We start from the raw sequence: 16,856 nt of genomic DNA on the forward strand, positions 1-16,856 counted from the left end.
CCAGCCTCAATTACCTCCTGTTTGAGAAAGTTATGAATACAGATGCCGCAGCCACCCGGGACCTGCAAACAACAACCCCAAATGATCAAAGCCTGCCGATGGCTATCTCCCGCATCTGCATGTGGGTTTCGGGACAAGCCTGGGTACCCCTGCTGCCCCTGCTGATCGGCGCCATCACCACTAAGTTTGCTTTGGATTTGTCTACTGCTGGTTTTGTGGCGGCCGCGCAAATCCTCTGCGGTGCCTTTGGTGCATTTGCAATGTCAAGGCTGTTGGGGAAATTTAATGCCCGTTATATGGCGGTCATCGCCATTACCGTCGCAATGTTGGGTAACATCCTTGCCGCCCTGGCACCTGCTTTGAGCCTGTTTTTCCTGTCCCGCGTCATCAGTGGCTTGGCTGAGGGCTGTCTGATGGCGCTGGCATCCGGCGCGGCGGCGGTGAGTACCAGAACCGAGCACGTTTTCAGCACTTACAAAATCAGTTTTGGTCTGTACGCGGTGATTGGGTTATTGATAGCACCCGGTTTGATCACCGAGTTTGAGTTGCTGGGTGGTTATGGATTAATCTTTGGCGTAAATGTCGTCACTTTGGTATTCGCCTGGAGCGCCTTCCCCAAGACAATTGGGGCCCCTCAAACCGAAAACACCGAGACACCCAGGAAGAACAGCCAATATTCCCGCCTGTTTGTCTTCGCCCTCTGTTCCGCCATTGTTCTGTCGGTGGTTGGTGTTATGGGGCTGCAGGCCTTTATTGAACGAATAGGCGCAGAGGTTATTCATCTCGAAGCGCAAACCATCGGCAATATTCTGGCCGGTGCAGCCGCCGCCAGTATCCTGTCTCCGCTGCTGGTCATGTATCTGGTCAAAAAGGGTTTCGGGCGCGCCCTTCCGTTTACTATTGCCGCGACAATCAATATTGTGGCTGTTGCCCTGCTGGGCGTCAACGGAACCCCCCTCTTTTTTGTCATTGCCGCGCTGGCAATAATGCCTTTCGTGCTCTTTACCCAACCCTATCAAATTGGCCTGCTCGCGGACCTCGATCCTTCAGGAAAACTCGCCGCCGCGGCCCCGGGATTTTTTGGCCTCGGCGCTGCCATTGGCGCGCCACTGGCCGGGGCTTTTTCAGAACAATTCGGGTTGATCAATATCACCTTCCTGGCGGCAGCACTGACCTTTGTCTCCTATTTGATCATTGTTAACATTGCCCGGGTTGTTGACAGAAATACCTCTGGTGGTGCGGCTGAATCCAGCTGATCTTTCAGAGTTTACCGGCAACAAATGGTTTTGATTGGGTTATAATCGACCTGACCAAAACTTTATACTGCGGGTAGCACCTGATGTATTTCAACTTCCAAGAGATGTCCCCCAATCAACGTTATGTCACCATGACCAGCAGTGTGCTGCCAAGGCCCATTGCCTGGGTGTTGACCGACAACGGTGACGAGAGTTACAACCTTGCGCCCTTCTCGTTTTTTAATGCCATCTGCTCTGATCCTCCCCTATTGATGATTTCCATTGGCAAAAAACCCACTGGAGAGAATAAGGATACCGTTACCAATCTGATTGAGCGCAAACAATGCGTGATTCATATTGCCCACACGGAACAGGCTTCTTCTGTGAACGAGACTTCCCGAACGCTTGCACATGGCGAGTCGGAGCTGGAGTACGTGGATCTCGGCTTAGCCGAGTTTGAGGGATTCGACCTGCCGCGAATCAAAGAGTGCCGAGTGGCCTACGCCTGTGACTTGTATGATATTCAGGAGGTTGGCAACGCGCCACAATCGCTGGTTTTTGCGCAGATTCGATCTGTTTTCGTGAACGACGAGATCGTTGGTAAAGATGCCAAAGGCCGCGCCAAAATCGAAGCTGATAAGCTCAATCCGCTGGCGCGACTGGGGGGTTCCGAGTTCGTTGAAAACGGGCGGATTTTTAGTGTTCCGCGACCCAAATAATTTTTATTGGTTCAATGCTGCGATCCGTCGCCCTCGGGCTGCCACACAATTCTGTCAAACACTGTAGCAGCGCGCTCTGAGCGCGACCGGTGCAAGGTGCCAAAACCCGTCGCCCTCGGAGCGGGCTGCTACAGGGAAGGTTAGAAACCGCTGAGAATTGCGCCAGCTCCGGGAGCTACCGGCTCCAGGTCCATGGCCTCCAACAGTTTTCGAGTGGTACAGGCCGCAGCTGAAGTCACCGGCAATCCGAGCTTGTCCTGAACCGCTTCAATTGCGGGCAATGACGGCATCTGCACACAGGCGGAAATCACCACCGCATCGGCACCTTCGATATTAAGCGCGTCTACATCATTGACCAACAGCATGGGGTCACGACGCCCGACTTCCAGATTGTCCGGAATCTCCAGGGCGATACTGTCGATTACCTCTATGCCCTGATCCTGGATATAGTCAACCACCAGGTTGGTGAGAGGACGCATATAGGGAGTTACAATCGAAATACGCTTGGCGGAAAGATCCCGCAGCCCATCAACCAACGCACCTGCAGAGGTAACTACTGGCGCAGGATGGCCCGTTTCAATAGCAATATTGGATAAACGCTCTTCACTGGCCTTGTGGTAACCGAGCCCCATACTCATTATCGCTACCAGGCAAGCGTAACCCATGACATCAACATCGGCATCCGCGAGTTCCGCCGCGCAACGCAGAGAATCGGCATCCATAGCTTCCAACTGCTCCTTGGTCACTTTCTGCATACGCATGCGGCTTGAGTGAAAAGTAAAACGTTCATCTCGTATGGCTTCTCGAGCACGGAACATGGCAGGAATTTCGGTTTCCATGGTGGTGTTTGAGCTGGGCACGATTTGGCCGATACGGTAGGTCTTAGACATTAGCCTGGACTCCTGGTTGATTTCCTAAGTTCAGAGACAAATGTTCCCTTGCGGGCTGGCAAGAACCAGCCCGAGCCATTGTCTCAAGTGCAACGGGTAGCGGAAATTATTCCGCTGGTAAAGAAGGCATCAGATCTTGCTGGTCAAACGCCTTACCGTGTTTGACGACGGTCTCAAGTGCCTGCAAATTTTCAATTTTATTTAACGGGTTTTTCGAAAGTATGAGAAAGTCCGCAAACTTTCCGGCTTCAACGCTGCCATAGAGATCATCCTTTCCGGCAACCTTGGCAGAGTTCAGGGTTGCTGCTACGATCAGATCCCTGGCTGGAATACCGGCTTCGTTCATTCTTTTCAGTTCAAGATGCATGGATGCACCGTGGGACAGCCCCATCAGTCCGGCGTCGGTTCCCACCGCCAGCGAAACGCCGGCTTCGTACAGAGCCAGGGTATTGGACGCGACCATTTCCCGGCGTGAACCAAGATAGTCCGCGTCATCCTTGCTGGGAGGTAAAGGTTCATGCCACGACTGGATGACTCCCGGAATACTGCAGCTTTCCTCGATAGCAAGAAGCTCGAATTCCTTGGTATAAAGTTCCTCGAAAGTGCGTTTGTGCAGCGCCATGGTCGGTACAATAATAACGTCCTTTGCACGCGCCAAAGACAGGAATTTTTCATCGACCGGCTGGTCGGACGGCAGGTGCTGTAAACTGTCAACACCCAGTTCCATCAATCTGCGTCCATACTCCAAGGTATGCACATGGCTGGTTACCTTTAATCCGTATTTGGCGGCTTCGGCGATCAGTGCCTCGTGAATTTCCTCCCAGCCGAGCCAATCGAGTATCAGCCTGAACAGCATACTGCCCCGGTCATCCACTGCTGTCTTAACCATGCTGGCATTATTGGCCGCGGCCTCCCGAGCAAAGGCAATCGCGTCCTCCGGTGAGGTCAGTGATTTGAGCGTGAGCTCACCGTTCCATCTGGGGAAAAGACGTTCAGCCAAAAAATTGGGTACAGCCACTGCTGGCCCATGACTATTAAAGACACTGGGGGCATCTGTCATTTTTTCTGCCTGGTCCCTGGCGCTGTACTCGATACTGGGACCGCCCATGGACAGTGCTCCAGTGACCCCGGCGCAGAGAAAGCTCCTCAAAGTGTCAGGTACATGGCTCTCAACCCACTTGATCTCATCTTCATAGGGCACAATATGCCGAAGGTCCATCATTGCCGGGCGGGTATAGATACGCCCCGATGTCATAAAGTGGATATGTGCATCAATCAGACCGGGTACTACCCAACGGCCGGAAACATCAACGACACTGGCTCCCTCCGGCACTTCGATGTCAGCCCCCGCGGCAAGAATCTTACTGCCTTGCAACAGAACCGTTGCGTTCTGGACGGGATCCGCTCCCGTGCCATCGATCAATGTCGCGCCCTGATAGGCAACGATGGGTTTCATAGCTCCGGAGGCGCCTGCGAGTAAATCGCCGGACGACAAGAGTGCCAGTAATGAAAGGCTGCCTATCGCGCTTCGAAACTTGCCGAATATCCCGTGTCGCATCAGCTTGCCTGCTGTTCCTGAGCGGCGACAAAGTTGGGCACAAACATTTTCAATCGATCGGCGGGCATACGGCCGGTACGGTCCATATAGTCCTGGATAAAGTCCAAAACCGGCATACCCAGTTTCTCATGAACGTTCTCGTACCAGGTATAGCTTTGAACAGTGGCCGCCATCAACTTTTCTTTCTTTGGCTTGCCTTTTTCTTCGTAGGCCGCTAATGCAGCCGGGATATCATCCGGGGAAGCCGCCAGCGCATCTGCCAGCCCAAGCGCATCCTCCATGGCCAGGCGAGTACCGGAGCCGATCGAGAAATGAGCGCGATACAATGCGTCGCCGATCAACACCCGATTACCCACGGACCAGCGCTCGTTCTTGATCGCCTCGAACTGGTTCCAGTTTGACTTGTTTTCGATCATGGGACGCCCTTCGAATACATCATCGAACGCCTCTTCGAACATCGCCTTGCGCTCGGCGTTGGTCATCTTGTCCATACCCAGATCAAACCAGCATTGCTCCTCAACTTCTCCCACCACTGTCCACATCTCGGGTGTATAGGCATAGTAGTGGATCATGATACTGCTGTTTTTGTAACTTCTGAAACGCAAGCCCGACTCGTGCTTGGGATGGGCACAACCCCACCAGACAAAGTAGTTTCCACGAGTGTTGCGCTGAGTCCCGAATTCTGACTCGTTGGCCGACCGAACCACAGAGTTGGCACCATCAGCGCCGACGATGACATCATAGTCATCAAACTCGCTCAAATCGTCAATGCGCCGTTCATGTACGACCTCAATACCCAGGTCCCTGCAGCGTTGCTCCAACACAGTAAGGATATCCAGACGAGTAATGGCTCCACCCTGGGCCGCAAAATCCAGAGTAAAGGCACCCTGGTCGTTTTCGATAACCTGACTGGGAATGAAATACATCTTTTCCTGAAGAGCTTTCATCGACGTCGGTTCAGACTCATTCAATTTGTCAATAGCTGACTCCGCCAGAGCCACTCCAAAGCCATAGGTGGCGTCTTTGGGGTTTTGTTCCAAAACCAGAATTTCGTCCGCAGTGCCTCTGGATTTCAACAGAACAGCGAGAAATAACGCACTGGGACCACCACCGATAATGCATACTTTCATTTGTCTACTCCTCTTTCATTAGGCAATTGCGTTTTCTTTGGCTTCGCGCTCAAGAGTTTCTGTGATCTGAGCTCGCAGCAACGGTTTGCTCGGCTTGCCCGATGCGGTCAACGGGTAGGCTTCGATAACTTCGATACGTTCCGGGCACTTGTATTTGGCCAGACCTTCCTCGACCAGGAATTCCATCAACTCTTTCACATCCGGCACGGGCGCATTGCCGGCGGGGATGACAAAGGCACAAGCACGCTCCTCGTAATCGGGGTCTGGCATGGCCACGATCATAATGTCGCCCACGCCCGGGTGACGGGCGGCAACCCGCTCGACTTCTTCACAATTAATTTTCTCACCGCCACGACTAACGACATCTTTCAAACGCCCTTCGAAGGAATAATAGGTATCGCCATCGATTATCCGTGCCGCCATCAAGTCACCTGAACGATAGAAACCATCGCTGGTAAAGGCCTCGCGGTTACGTTCCTCAGAGTCGTAATAGCCGAAAAAGGTATAAGGGCCACGGGATATCATTTCTCCGGTTTCTCCAGGAGGCAGTTCCCTCTCGGTGCCCGGTTCAACGATACGCACCTCATCCCATTCGGACACAGGACGACCGATGGTGTTAAACCTGGCTTCCTCAGGATCCGTAGGCTTGGCAAAACAGATAAGGCCTTCCGTCATACCGAACAGGTGTATTCCTTTGGCCCCCAGAACCGCTTCCGACTGCCGTGCCGCAGCGGTACTGATTATCCCATCAACCTGGGCAAGTGGTAACATGTCCTTTGCCCCGCTCTTCTGAATACCCGATAGAGCGGCTGGCATCATGCCAAGGTAGGTCGGTTTACGCTGTTGAATCAACTGGAATACCGTCATCGGTTCCACAACAGCCGTTACCACAGCCTCACCGCCAAAAAGCAGTACAGGGAATACAACGCATGCCATGGCTGCATTGTGGATTGTCTGCAGCGGCATGAAAGTCACCGTATTTTCGTTGTAGTCCAGCCACTCCCCCGTCGCACGCATGTTGTAGATGTACTCGTTGCTCATGCGGGGAATAATCTTGGAAATACTGGTGGTGCCGCCGGACAACTGGAATGCGGCTACCTGAAAAGGATCACGTTCAATGGAATCGATACGGGCCCTTGCCGCTTCTCTGTCCTGAGAGGCAATCAGCTTGGCCATATTGGGAATATCTTCCGGCCCTTCTCCCCGCACTATCACCAAATGCTCCATTGATGGGGTTTTGGCGGCAATCTGTTTGGCGAAATCGACGAAATCAAAACGTTCCTCGATACCAACAAAGTGTGCCTTGGCGCCAGAATGATTGGCCAGGTATGAGATCTCCGAGTCACGATGCGCGGCAAGCGTACACAGGGGGATCAAGTCGGCTTTCCAGCAAGCAATGACCGCAACCACTATCTCAATGCTGTTAACCACCTGGAACACAACTCGGTCTTGAGGCTGCAGTCCCATATCCATCAGAGCGCCTGCAAAGCAGTCGGAGTCGTGATCCAGCTGTGCGTAAGTAATCTCACCCTCAGGAGAAGAAATTGCAGTGCGGTCAGGCCATTTGGCCATCGCTGCCATCATGCCCTCGGCCAACGTTTCCTCCTGCAGAGGACCATTGACGAAATAGCGCTCCAGCGCTTCCTGTGTCGGATACACCACACCTGGCAGTGGATTCTTAACCCCTAGCATAATCTCTCTCCGCAAAAGTACATGGCAACCATTGTAGACCAACACTTACCTAATGTGAACCATAATTCTTAATTGGATTAAGGCGAGAATTTGGGTATAGTGACTACATACACTACAGGCCGAATATGGTTGAAATAGACAGACAATAGAGGAAAAAGAGTATGGCGCTAAATCATCTGGCATTTTGCACTCACAACCCCGAACTGACGTACAAGTTCTACACAGAAGCTATGAACTTCAGCATCGTGGGTATCGAAGCGGACGACAGCAAAGGCAATAAATACAAGCACGTATTTTTTGATGCTGGAGACGGTTCCTACCTCGCCTACTATGACCTCGGTGCCTTTGGGGCCCGTGCCCACAGCGACGCAAATACCAATATCACTGAAGCCATGGGCATAGGCCCCGCCTATATGCACGTAGCCTGGGAAGCCAAGGATCGCGAAGGCCTGAACGCCATTCGTCAACGCTGGCTGGACCACGGCCTGGAGGTTATGGAATCCGATCACCACAAAGACTGGATGCACTCCATTTACACCTTCGATCCTAATGGACTGATGGTGGAGTGTGCCTATGTGGAAGGTGACCTGCCTGAAAACGACGCCAAGCACGCTTACGAGATTTTTGTGCAGAAGAAAGGCATTGATGAAGTGGGCTACGAGCGTGAGGGCATGAAACCTTCCATTATTCATCTCCCCAATCCTTCTGTTGAAAAACCGGAATATTATGTTTCGATAACCGAGAAGGTTATGAACATGGATCTGGAAACGGCCAAGACAATTCCGTTTATCAAGATCGAACAGCACTAATCCCTGGCCAGGGTTACAATATGAAGCTCCGATCTCTTATTTTCTCGATTGTAGCCCTATCGTCCAGTGCGAATATCGCACTGGCCTCCCCTGGCCCCGAACAACCCAATATCCTTGTTATTGTCGCGGACGACCTTGGCTGGAAGGATGTGGGCTATAACGGCAGCGAGATTGAAACTCCCAATCTCGACCGCCTGGCGAACAATGGTATCCGCCTGGACCGCTTCTACTCCCACCCCTACTGCACGGCAACCCGCGCCAGCTTGATGACCGGGCAAACGGCCATTCGCATGGGTATTGAACGTCCGATTACGGCATTGAGCGACGCACATCTTCCCCTCGACTTGAAATTGCTGCCCGAATTTCTTCAAGAAGCAGGCTACCAAACCGCCCTCAGCGGAAAGTGGCACCTGGGCCATACCAAGGAAGCGGCGAGACCGATGGCTAGGGGCTTTGACCAGGTCTATGGAGCCCTTACCGGAGGTATCGGCTATTGGGACCATGTAGCCACCGGAGGATATGACTGGCACCGCAATGAGATTACCCTGCGTGAAGAGGGTTACGCCACCCGCCTGATCGCCGACGAAGCCGTACGCGTGATCCAGGAAAGGGATAAGGAAAAGCCGCTGTTTCTCTATGCAGCGTTTACCGCTCCGCACCTGCCCAATGAAGCCCCGCAGGCAACAATTGATAAGTACGCCAGTATCGACAACGAGCACCGCCGTGTGCACGCGGCGATGGTTGACGAAATGGACGAGGAAATAGGCAGAATTACCGAGGCCTTGGAACAGGAAGGAATAGCCGATAACACGATTATCTGGTTCCTGAGTGATAACGGAGGCAGCAACGAAAAGTACAATCGCGGCTCCGTCGACTTCGCCCGTTTTGTTGAGAAGAACTTCGGAAACCCGGCTCCGACCCGATTTCTGGAGTTGATCCGAATGGTTATGCTAGACGGAGGCAGTGATAATGGCCCTTATAGAGGAGGAAAAGGCTCGACCTACGAAGGCGGTGTATTGGTGCCTTCGGTGATCAGCTGGCCGGCCGAATTTCCCTCGCGGCCACTTTCGGCGCGAGTGACGGTAAATGATATTATGCCCACCCTGCTCTCGGTCGCCGGTGTTGAACCGAAGGCCGAACAAGCCATCGACGGTGCCGATCAGTCTCGTCTGTTGCGGGGTGAAGTCATATCAGAGCCCGTAGACTTCCTGACGGACAGTGGCGGGACACAGGCTTACTATATGGACAACTGGAAGTTGCGCAGCAATAAGAAGGGTGAGCTGGAACTTTATAATCTGGAGCGGGATCCCTACGAAAGCGCTAATGTGCTCGATCAAGAACCCGATGTGGTGGCTACCATGCTGGACAGATTGGAGTCCTTTCCCCGAGGTGAAGGCATCAATATTTCCAGGCTGTGGATGCTGTTGCAACCGGAAAGCTGGGGCGGTGAAGAAACCCGCGAGCCCTGGGCGCCAAGTTCTGAATAAGCCACTAGTTCCTTCCTGGCGTTTTCTCGTCTGTTAGTGCAATGGTCCGGAAACGGGCCATTTGTCCTTCTGAATTCCGAACTCCTATTCAGCTGCTTATTTCAAGCAAGCTGGCCAATCTTCGGTAGAATTTGAGAATACCTAAGTTCATGGTGTCTGGGTGATTTCTTCTTTTTGCCATAACCGGAAGTTCATAATCCTGGTTCAGGGCACCATGGGCGTTCGATAATGTCTGCAACGACCGCACGGATGTAGGGCGGATTAGGCGAAGCCGTAATCCGCCGATCCGCCAAAGGTTTAAATTGGCGGCGGCCGTGTACAAATCACCTGTTACAGGCACATTCAAGGGTGTTAAAAACCGGGCCGAAGCCAACGAACATCTCCGGCAGAACCGGCAGAACCGGCGGATTACGGCGCAAGCGCCTAATCCGCCCTACGCATAAACAACGCCGTCAGAGTACCAATCCTGCGAATTTCTAAGACCGGTTATGGCACTTTGCTGAACTAAATAGTTTCAATATGATTCTGTATAAACCGCAAAAAACTATCGACTGATACCAATCGTCAATACCAATCCTACAGACACAAAAAAAACCGTTTTAGCCCACAACACCTTGAAAGGGGCTAAAACGGTATGCAGAGATCTTTAGAGAAGATCAGAAGTTGTAGGTTGCCTGAAGCTCGTAACTTCTGGGTGCATCAAGAAAATGGAAATAGCTGCCCGCGAAACCAAAACCACCCAGGGGAATATCATTGGGCGCATTGGAAACCGTTTCGTCAGTCAGGTTTTTACCCAGGATCGCAAGTGTCCAGGTATCTTCACCGGCGATCTGAACTCGCGCATTCACCTTGGTAAACGACTCCTGCATAATCACAGGATCATTATCACTGGTTGCGTGATAGTCTTCCATATATTGCAGATCAATGCCGGCTTTCAACTCGATACTGCTCGTCAGCTCAGTGTGATACTCCAGGCCAAGGTTACCCGACCACTCCGGTGAGAACTTGGTCGGCTCACCCTTGAGATCCTGAGTACAGGAACCAACACCGGTCCAGGTCGCAGATTGCGCAACGGTACAGGCAGCGCCATCGTACTTATCGTAGGTCGCATCCAGATAAGAGAACGCATAACGCATCAACAGGTTTTCAGCCAGCAGGACCTGACCATCCACCTCTAGGCCCTGAGAAGTCGTCTCACCGGCATTGGTTGTGAGAAAGTTGGCTACTCCATCAAAAACACTGACCTGCACATCTTCAAACTGGTTGTGAAACAGGGCAACATTCATGTCGGCACGGCCGTCCCACAACGACAGTTTGGCACCCAGTTCAAAGCTGACAACACTTTCGTCCTCAAACTCCTGGCCATCGATATTACCCTGCAGATTGCGAGCATCAAAACCACCTGCCTTGTAGCCCGTTCCATACTTGAAGTAGGTCATGGCATCCGGGGTAAGGTCGTATTGGAAAACGATATCTCCTGTCCAGTGTTTCTCACTGCGTACGTTTGAAATTCCAGTATCGTTGTTACAGGTTTCCGTGGCGGAAATGGGGGGATTGTTAAAGCTATAGCTGCATCGCTCAAAACCATGGCTACCAAAGTGATGCGCAGTACTGAATCTCTGCAGTTCCCAGAAGGCCTGATGTGTTGGGCTCAATGGCTCACTGTAGGGGGTATAGCCATTAGCATCATAGGCGGCCGCGTAACCCAATTTATCAAGCTCTTTCTCGTCATCTGAGTAGCGCAGACCGGCAATCACGCGGAAATCATCAGCCATGTGCCAGGTCACCTGCGCAAACGCGGAAAAGGTATCGCTGTCCTGCTCAAAATTGTTAACAAGGGTTACGTCGCCGTAGCCGAATGTATTTACGCCAGCATCTGCCAGTAATGCTCTTTGGTGCTGCGGTGAACCGACTCCAAACGCGGCTGCAGCCCCGGCAGCACCCTGGGTAAATAGTGGCCCGAGTGATGAAAGTCGAATTTCGACATCGCTGCCCAGCTCCAGTTCTTCACTTTGGTAGAATACCCCTGCCATAAATTCCAGAGTATCGCTCTGAGGTGACGTGATAATAAATTCCTGCGTGAATTGCTTGTGATCCTCAAAGGATTGACCACCGATCAGTTGCAGAGGACCGAAGTCTAGGTCGTTGTAGCCGTCTGAGAAACTGTCGGTGTAGCTGGTGATGGATTTGATACTGAAGTCATTTACATCCCAGTTGACCGTCACCACAGCCAGGTCCCATTCGTAGCTGTAGTTCACACCCGGGCGACCAGGCAGAGAGTTTGAGTATTTGTCGTAATCCAGGCTGGACTCAAAAGAGGGATCACCAAAGGTCTGATAAATAAAATCGGCCTGGGGCGTTGTAATACCAATGGTGTCCTGGCGGCCAACCGTATCGGTCTCACCATGCTCATACTTGAAGCGAACACTGAGGTCACTGCTCGGCATCCACTCCAGGGTAACCCGCGCGATGGTATCTTCTTCCTGGCGCTCATTGCGATCAAGCAAATGGTTGTCCAAATAACCGTCCGTTTCCTCCACGCGAGCCGCGAAGCGAGCATTGAGCGTATCGGTCAATGCGCCGGAGACTATCACTGATGTACCCCAACCTTCAAACTCAGGTTCATAGGAAGCGGAGATAGAGGCCTCAAATTCTTCTGTAGGCGCCGCAGTCGTTACATTGAGTGCGCCGGCAACGGTGTTTTTACCAAACAACGTACTCTGCGGCCCTTTCAGTACCTCTACACGCTCCAGGTCCAGAATCGCCGAACGGGAAGAGCGGCCACGGCCGGTATAAACACCATCAATAAAGGTGCCAACAGACTGCTCAAAACCGGCATTGTCTCCAGAGCCGATGCCGCGAATGAAAATGGAGTCGGAGCCGGAGGTTTCGGAAATGTTAACGTTTGGCATATGGGCGCTGATGTCTTCCAGGTTACCGGCGCCCTGTTCCTTGATCTTCGCAGAGTTCATGACAGAGAGTGCAATGGGTACATCCTGCATGCCCACTTCGCGCTTGGTGGCCGTGACGACTATTTCCTCGAGGGCGAAACTCTCTGCAATAGCCAGGTTGGCCTGTGCCACGGCTACTGTCAAAACGGCGAGCGTTGGGGCAATAAACGGTCTCTTGGCATCAGTTTTCAACATTATCAGTCTCTCCAATATCGAAATATTATTAGTGGAAGCGTTTTTATTCAGTGAATCAATATAAACAAGAATACTGGTTCTGAATACAATTCAAGCATACCCCTTAACGTGAGTCAACATTCTTGTTTCATGTTCTGAGTGTGTCGCCGCGGCTGCCAGTTGCAACAAAGGTATATTTTTAGCGGTATTATTGGGCCACGTTGATCCTGCAGAGCAAACTTGGTATTGGTCGCGCTCGGAGCGCGCTGCTAAACGGTAAAGACAATCTTGTAGGAGCCCGCTGCCGACTATGAGCGTTGGTATGGACTCAGCTTTTCGATCAGGTACTCAGGCAATGGACTGGCGCGAAACGGGTTGTGTTCAACCGAGAGCACGGTAATCCTGCAATCAAACCTCGGCTTGCCGTCCACTGAACGGGCCTCAATTGCCGTCTCAAAACTGGTAGTACCAATACGCGAGCAATAAACTTCAAGATCTAGCAGATCGCCATGGCGGGAGGGACTATGGAATACCATGTTCACCGCCTTGGCGGGCGTATCCAGCCCTTTTATTTCTTTGTCCCGGTTACCATAGGGCCCTATAAGCTCGGCTATAAACAGGTCCGCTGCGCTCGTGGCGATGGGATCGAGAAATCGGGGCGTGTAAACGATCCCCGCCGGATCGCAATCCCTGAACGCGATCCGGCGTCGCACAATAAATGGCTGCAGCGAAATGATCTGTTCAATGGGGATTGCACGACTCTCTACAGTGGCTTCCATTACGCGAAACGCTCCCTGACCCAGCGGGTGATAAGATCGCCTGCCAAATCCTGGCCATTGGGGTCACCTTCCCGCACAGGGCGGCCGTGATGATTGCCGGGCAGCACTTCGTAGGTCAGGTCTGTTGCCGGAATTCCGTCCACGATAGCTTGTGTTTCAGAGGGGAACAGGCTGTTGTCGCCATCAAAGCGTACTACCAGCGTTGGCTGGCTGATACCTTTGGCCGTTTCGGCCATCCTGGCATTGGAGCTGATGCCTGACCAAGTGCTGAGCCAGCTGTCTGGCGTGCAAGTACGTGCGAAACCGATACTGCCATAATTGGAGACAAAGGGGTTGGCCCCCCAGAGTGAGCCGTAGGCACGGTCAGTTGGCTCCAGCGACAGATCAAAACAGCGCAGATCCGCATCCGTACGCCACAGGGTGATGATGGGTGTATGGGCGGATATCCTCATATCATTAGGGTCTAATGACTCCTTAAACCGCTTGCGCGCCGCCACCCGTTGTTTGACGCTGGCTTTAGCCCATTCATCGATGCGTGCCACCCGCTCGTACTGGGCGGCCCGGTAGCGGCTGACGAACTCCTCGGAATAGTTGCTGGATTCCGGTGGACGCTTGAAACCGTTGGCGGGGCTGAAGGGATTAAGAGACTCATCCGTCTTCATCGGATCATTCTCATCGACAACAGAGGGATCCAATGAGTTCATCAACAGTATGCCCTGCCCCGGGTGCGGAGAGATAAACACCACGCCATCGGGCAGGGGCAATTCCACCTGCTGCAACTTGGTAGGCTTGCCTGCAGGCGTGTGCGCCACACGCTGTTCCGCCGCCAGATTGGCCTGCTGCAGGTAAAAGCTGAAAAGGCTGGCGCCGCCAGACATGCCAGTTAACACCACCTTCTCAAAGCCCTTATTGCGCAGGTAACGGATGCCAGCGGCCACTTCGAGCAACGCGGATTCATGTTCCAGGCGCAGGTCATTACCGATGCTTCTCGGTGCCTGGGTATACATGGCCAGACCCGCATTCAAAAATTCCGGCACCATATAATTGCCCGGCATGTATTCACGCGGATGCATGCCCATGGCCGCGACCTTCTCGCCACCGCAGAACGCCAGGGTACCCTGGCAAGTTGCTCCATCCGCACACGGAACCAGGGTAGATTCGAACTTTGTTGACTCCGGAAGCTTGGCGGGGTCCCAAAATGAGCCGCGCACGCCGGCTGTGGTGGTGGCTGTCGCCTTAGTCATCCTTCCTATCCTCTGCAGATATCATCGACCACAATAAGAACACAAATTCTTATTTTGGTCAATGATTGCAATTACCTGAAAGAGACAGCGGCTATCAAGCGATCGATGCCCCAGGCTTAGAGCTTGCCGAATCGCCGATTGAAGTCAGTAAGGTGGCGATTGAATTCATTCGGTTTCTCCAACATCAGGAAATGCCCGGCCCCCTCCAACACCACTGTAGTGGCATCGTCGTTAAGCGTGTTGATGGCATCAATGATGTCTTTGTTCCACAGTGGACCCTCCGCGATCAAAGCCAACAACGGGGCCTCAAGGCCATCGTTGATCGCCGTCTCCGGATGAAACATTTCTTTGAAAAAGCTCCGCACCACGATCTTGGGTGCGTTTTTCATGGCGTCACTGACCTTATCCCTTCCCCATTTCGGTGTGGCTTCCGAAGTCATATCGTCAACAATTGTTGGCCACAGGTAGTCGTATAGCCAAGTATCCAACAGCCCCGATGCCAGTTTTAGCCCCCAACCGATGGGTTCATAGATCAGAATACCGTCGACAGCCACAAATCCATTCACCTTTTCGGGGCGGGCACGGTAGAATTCTCTCAAGGCCGGCACCCCGAGACTGTGGCCAACCACAACTGCGCTTTTTACGTTAGCGGCCTCCATTACCTGGTTAATGGCCTCAGCGTAGAATTTCATGGAATAGCGTACATCGGTCGGAACATCAGACTGACCGTGACCCGGCAAGTCCAGCAGCAGGACACGCCCCTGCTCCAGCAAGGGTTGAGCCTGCAGCTCCCAGAATGTCATATCGCAGCCACCACCATGCACAAGCAGAGTGACTGGACCCTCTTCCCCGAGCATTTTGTAGTGAATGGATATACTGCCGAGTTGCGTAAATTGGCTGGGTGAACTGTTGATCAGCCCGGAACCCGGCCCGGCGGAAACAAACCCGGAAAGTACCAGCAGACAGCCCAGGATAATTCGGTGTATCAACACTAATCGGTGCACTCTTGCCCCCACTTAAAAGGATTGCATCAGTACAGATTACTCTATCAGCAAATGAATACCCAGGTGAAGATTAAATCGTTTGACTCACTTTTCACAAACAGTGAGATAACCTGCCGGAGAACTTACCAGAGGCGACATAGAGAACAGAAAGAGGGGGGAATGCGGGGGCAGCCCCGGCATTCGCAGAAAACGATGGCAGACCGCTATTGCACCGTCAGGTAGGCATGAAGCATCTTCACCAGTTCTTTATCCGAAGTGGTGTGACGCAGCATTTTTTCAGTTTCCGGGTTACCTTCATACAGCAGCACCTGGGTCAGGTAGGAGTAGATAATGCGATTTGTCATCGCCGCCGCCTGCTTGATATTTGGGAGCGTAATCTCATTGGCATGCCTGAGTAATGCCTGGGTATAAACGGCACCCATCTTGCGGCGAAGATGGGTGACATAGTTGCGAATATTAGGGTTTCGCTCTACTTCCATCAGCATCGCAACCAACACCGCCCTGTGGGCCCTGCTGGACGACAAGGCGATATTGACCACGCTTTTGAGGGTATCGCTGAGGGTTTGATTGGCGGGGCCTTCAAGATCTTCCGCCAGTGGGACAATTTCTTCCTCCAGCTGGTAAAAAATCGTGTGAATCATCGCCTCTTTATTTTCAAAGCGCTGATAAAATGCACCGACGGAAACACCCGCCTCACCGACGATATCCTGTACCGAGGTCTCCTGCACCCCCTGCTTGGCAAACAGTTTTTCCGCTGCTCTTACCATAGCCTCGTATTTTTCACGGCTACGCTTTTGCTGTGGAACCTTTACGCTGGGCAATTCAAGTGAGCTTGTGGTCATATTTTCCAGTACTTTTCCATCGATTATTAAACTAGTCACAGTTTGGATTTTGCGTAAGCTCGCGCTCAATTCGGAATTGGAACACATATTCGCATTTCAATCAACCATAGCACACATTTTGCTACAGATTCGTTCTAAGCCACCTGGCCATATTCCTAGACTGCAGCAAGACCAATAATTCACAAGATTTCCGCTGCGGGATCTGCTTGAAGCCACTTAACCCTATCCGCTATATCATTTTGTTATATGTAAACAGGATTACGCTTCTGGTAAGCGCTTTGTGTAATTCTAATCTGGCTCTGTCGACACAGCCTTGGCTCCGAGAGTACAAAAACCAGCCAA

Annotated in this window: 13 protein-coding genes; 4 read left to right on the forward strand and 9 right to left on the reverse strand. The window is 52.4% G+C overall.

Features of this window, described 5'->3' with window-relative positions:
* Positions 1 to 32 precede the first annotated feature (32 nt).
* Positions 33 to 1,256: an MFS transporter gene (locus tag HBA55_RS22020; RefSeq protein ID WP_166995900.1), complete on the forward strand. Its 1,224-nt coding sequence runs from the start codon at positions 33 to 35 to the stop codon at positions 1,254 to 1,256.
* 83 nt (positions 1,257 to 1,339) lie between these two features.
* Positions 1,340 to 1,954 carry a flavin reductase family protein gene (locus HBA55_RS22025; RefSeq protein WP_166995902.1) on the forward strand — a complete coding sequence of 205 codons (615 nt, stop codon included), beginning with the start codon at positions 1,340 to 1,342 and terminating at the stop codon, positions 1,952 to 1,954.
* 140 nt (positions 1,955 to 2,094) lie between these two features.
* Here HBA55_RS22025 and HBA55_RS22030 read toward each other — a convergent pair whose 3' ends face one another.
* From HBA55_RS22030 to HBA55_RS22045, 4 genes are all read right to left on the reverse strand, one after another.
* Positions 2,095 to 2,844: a maleate cis-trans isomerase family protein gene (locus tag HBA55_RS22030; RefSeq protein ID WP_166995904.1), complete on the reverse strand. Its 750-nt coding sequence runs from the start codon at positions 2,842 to 2,844 to the stop codon at positions 2,095 to 2,097.
* Positions 2,845 to 2,950: 106 nt separating this feature from the next.
* Positions 2,951 to 4,300: an amidohydrolase family protein gene (locus HBA55_RS22035; RefSeq protein ID WP_166995916.1), complete on the reverse strand. Its 1,350-nt coding sequence runs from the start codon at positions 4,298 to 4,300 to the stop codon at positions 2,951 to 2,953.
* A gap of 101 nt (positions 4,301 to 4,401) precedes the next feature.
* The gene (locus HBA55_RS22040) at positions 4,402 to 5,532 is read right to left on the reverse strand and encodes an FAD-dependent monooxygenase (RefSeq protein WP_166995918.1); all 1,131 of its coding nucleotides are present in this window, start codon (positions 5,530 to 5,532) and stop codon (positions 4,402 to 4,404) included.
* A gap of 18 nt (positions 5,533 to 5,550) precedes the next feature.
* Positions 5,551 to 7,224 carry an AMP-binding protein gene (locus tag HBA55_RS22045; protein ID WP_166995920.1) on the reverse strand — a complete coding sequence of 558 codons (1,674 nt, stop codon included), beginning with the start codon at positions 7,222 to 7,224 and terminating at the stop codon, positions 5,551 to 5,553.
* 161 nt (positions 7,225 to 7,385) lie between these two features.
* Between HBA55_RS22045 and HBA55_RS22050 the strand changes: the two genes are divergently transcribed.
* Positions 7,386 to 8,033 carry a VOC family protein gene (locus HBA55_RS22050; RefSeq protein WP_166995922.1) on the forward strand — a complete coding sequence of 216 codons (648 nt, stop codon included), beginning with the start codon at positions 7,386 to 7,388 and terminating at the stop codon, positions 8,031 to 8,033.
* Between the two features lie 20 nt (positions 8,034 to 8,053).
* Positions 8,054 to 9,520 (forward strand): arylsulfatase B, encoded by a 1,467-nt coding sequence (locus tag HBA55_RS22055; RefSeq protein ID WP_166995923.1) that lies wholly within the window; start codon positions 8,054 to 8,056, stop codon positions 9,518 to 9,520.
* A gap of 656 nt (positions 9,521 to 10,176) precedes the next feature.
* On the opposite strand, the gene HBA55_RS22060 is transcribed toward HBA55_RS22055, so the two are convergent.
* The 5 genes from HBA55_RS22060 to HBA55_RS22080 all read right to left on the reverse strand — a co-directional run bounded on the left by HBA55_RS22060 (position 10,177) and on the right by HBA55_RS22080 (position 16,514).
* The gene (locus tag HBA55_RS22060; RefSeq protein WP_166995925.1) at positions 10,177 to 12,666 is read right to left on the reverse strand and encodes a TonB-dependent receptor; all 2,490 of its coding nucleotides are present in this window, start codon (positions 12,664 to 12,666) and stop codon (positions 10,177 to 10,179) included.
* A 287-nt stretch (positions 12,667 to 12,953) separates the two neighbouring features.
* A complete protein-coding gene (locus HBA55_RS22065) occupies positions 12,954 to 13,424 on the reverse strand; it encodes an acyl-CoA thioesterase (RefSeq protein ID WP_166995927.1) in 471 nt (156 codons plus the stop codon).
* Positions 13,424 to 14,668, reverse strand: coding sequence for an alpha/beta hydrolase (locus tag HBA55_RS22070; protein ID WP_166995929.1), 1,245 nt, complete (start codon positions 14,666 to 14,668; stop codon positions 13,424 to 13,426). Before HBA55_RS22070 ends, HBA55_RS22065 begins: the two co-directional genes overlap by 1 nt.
* A gap of 116 nt (positions 14,669 to 14,784) precedes the next feature.
* Positions 14,785 to 15,660: an alpha/beta fold hydrolase gene (locus tag HBA55_RS22075; protein ID WP_166995931.1), complete on the reverse strand. Its 876-nt coding sequence runs from the start codon at positions 15,658 to 15,660 to the stop codon at positions 14,785 to 14,787.
* Positions 15,661 to 15,875: 215 nt separating this feature from the next.
* Positions 15,876 to 16,514, reverse strand: coding sequence for a TetR/AcrR family transcriptional regulator (locus HBA55_RS22080; protein WP_166995933.1), 639 nt, complete (start codon positions 16,512 to 16,514; stop codon positions 15,876 to 15,878).
* Positions 16,515 to 16,856: the final 342 nt, after the last annotated feature.

Source organism: Pseudomaricurvus alkylphenolicus, from assembly GCF_011683955.1.
In the GTDB taxonomy this organism is placed as follows: Bacteria; Pseudomonadota; Gammaproteobacteria; order Pseudomonadales; family Cellvibrionaceae; genus Pseudomaricurvus; species Pseudomaricurvus alkylphenolicus.

Bases quoted from the DNA above. Each gene is read 5' to 3' on its own strand.
- HBA55_RS22030 (WP_166995904.1), bottom strand. From the start codon at position 2,844: ATGTCTAAGACCTACCGTATCGGCCAAATCGTGCCCAGCTCAAACACC.
- HBA55_RS22050 (WP_166995922.1), top strand. From the start codon at position 7,386: ATGGCGCTAAATCATCTGGCATTTTGCACTCACAACCCCGAACTGACG.
- HBA55_RS22035 (WP_166995916.1), bottom strand. From the start codon at position 4,300: ATGAAACCCATCGTTGCCTATCAGGGCGCGACATTGATCGATGGCACG.
- HBA55_RS22025 (WP_166995902.1), top strand. From the start codon at position 1,340: ATGTATTTCAACTTCCAAGAGATGTCCCCCAATCAACGTTATGTCACC.
- HBA55_RS22045 (WP_166995920.1), bottom strand. From the start codon at position 7,224: ATGCTAGGGGTTAAGAATCCACTGCCAGGTGTGGTGTATCCGACACAG.
- HBA55_RS22080 (WP_166995933.1), bottom strand. From the start codon at position 16,514: ATGACCACAAGCTCACTTGAATTGCCCAGCGTAAAGGTTCCACAGCAA.
- HBA55_RS22055 (WP_166995923.1), top strand. From the start codon at position 8,054: ATGAAGCTCCGATCTCTTATTTTCTCGATTGTAGCCCTATCGTCCAGT.
- HBA55_RS22020 (WP_166995900.1), top strand. From the start codon at position 33: ATGAATACAGATGCCGCAGCCACCCGGGACCTGCAAACAACAACCCCA.
- HBA55_RS22070 (WP_166995929.1), bottom strand. From the start codon at position 14,668: ATGACTAAGGCGACAGCCACCACCACAGCCGGCGTGCGCGGCTCATTT.
- HBA55_RS22060 (WP_166995925.1), bottom strand. From the start codon at position 12,666: ATGTTGAAAACTGATGCCAAGAGACCGTTTATTGCCCCAACGCTCGCC.
- HBA55_RS22065 (WP_166995927.1), bottom strand. From the start codon at position 13,424: ATGGAAGCCACTGTAGAGAGTCGTGCAATCCCCATTGAACAGATCATT.
- HBA55_RS22040 (WP_166995918.1), bottom strand. From the start codon at position 5,532: ATGAAAGTATGCATTATCGGTGGTGGTCCCAGTGCGTTATTTCTCGCT.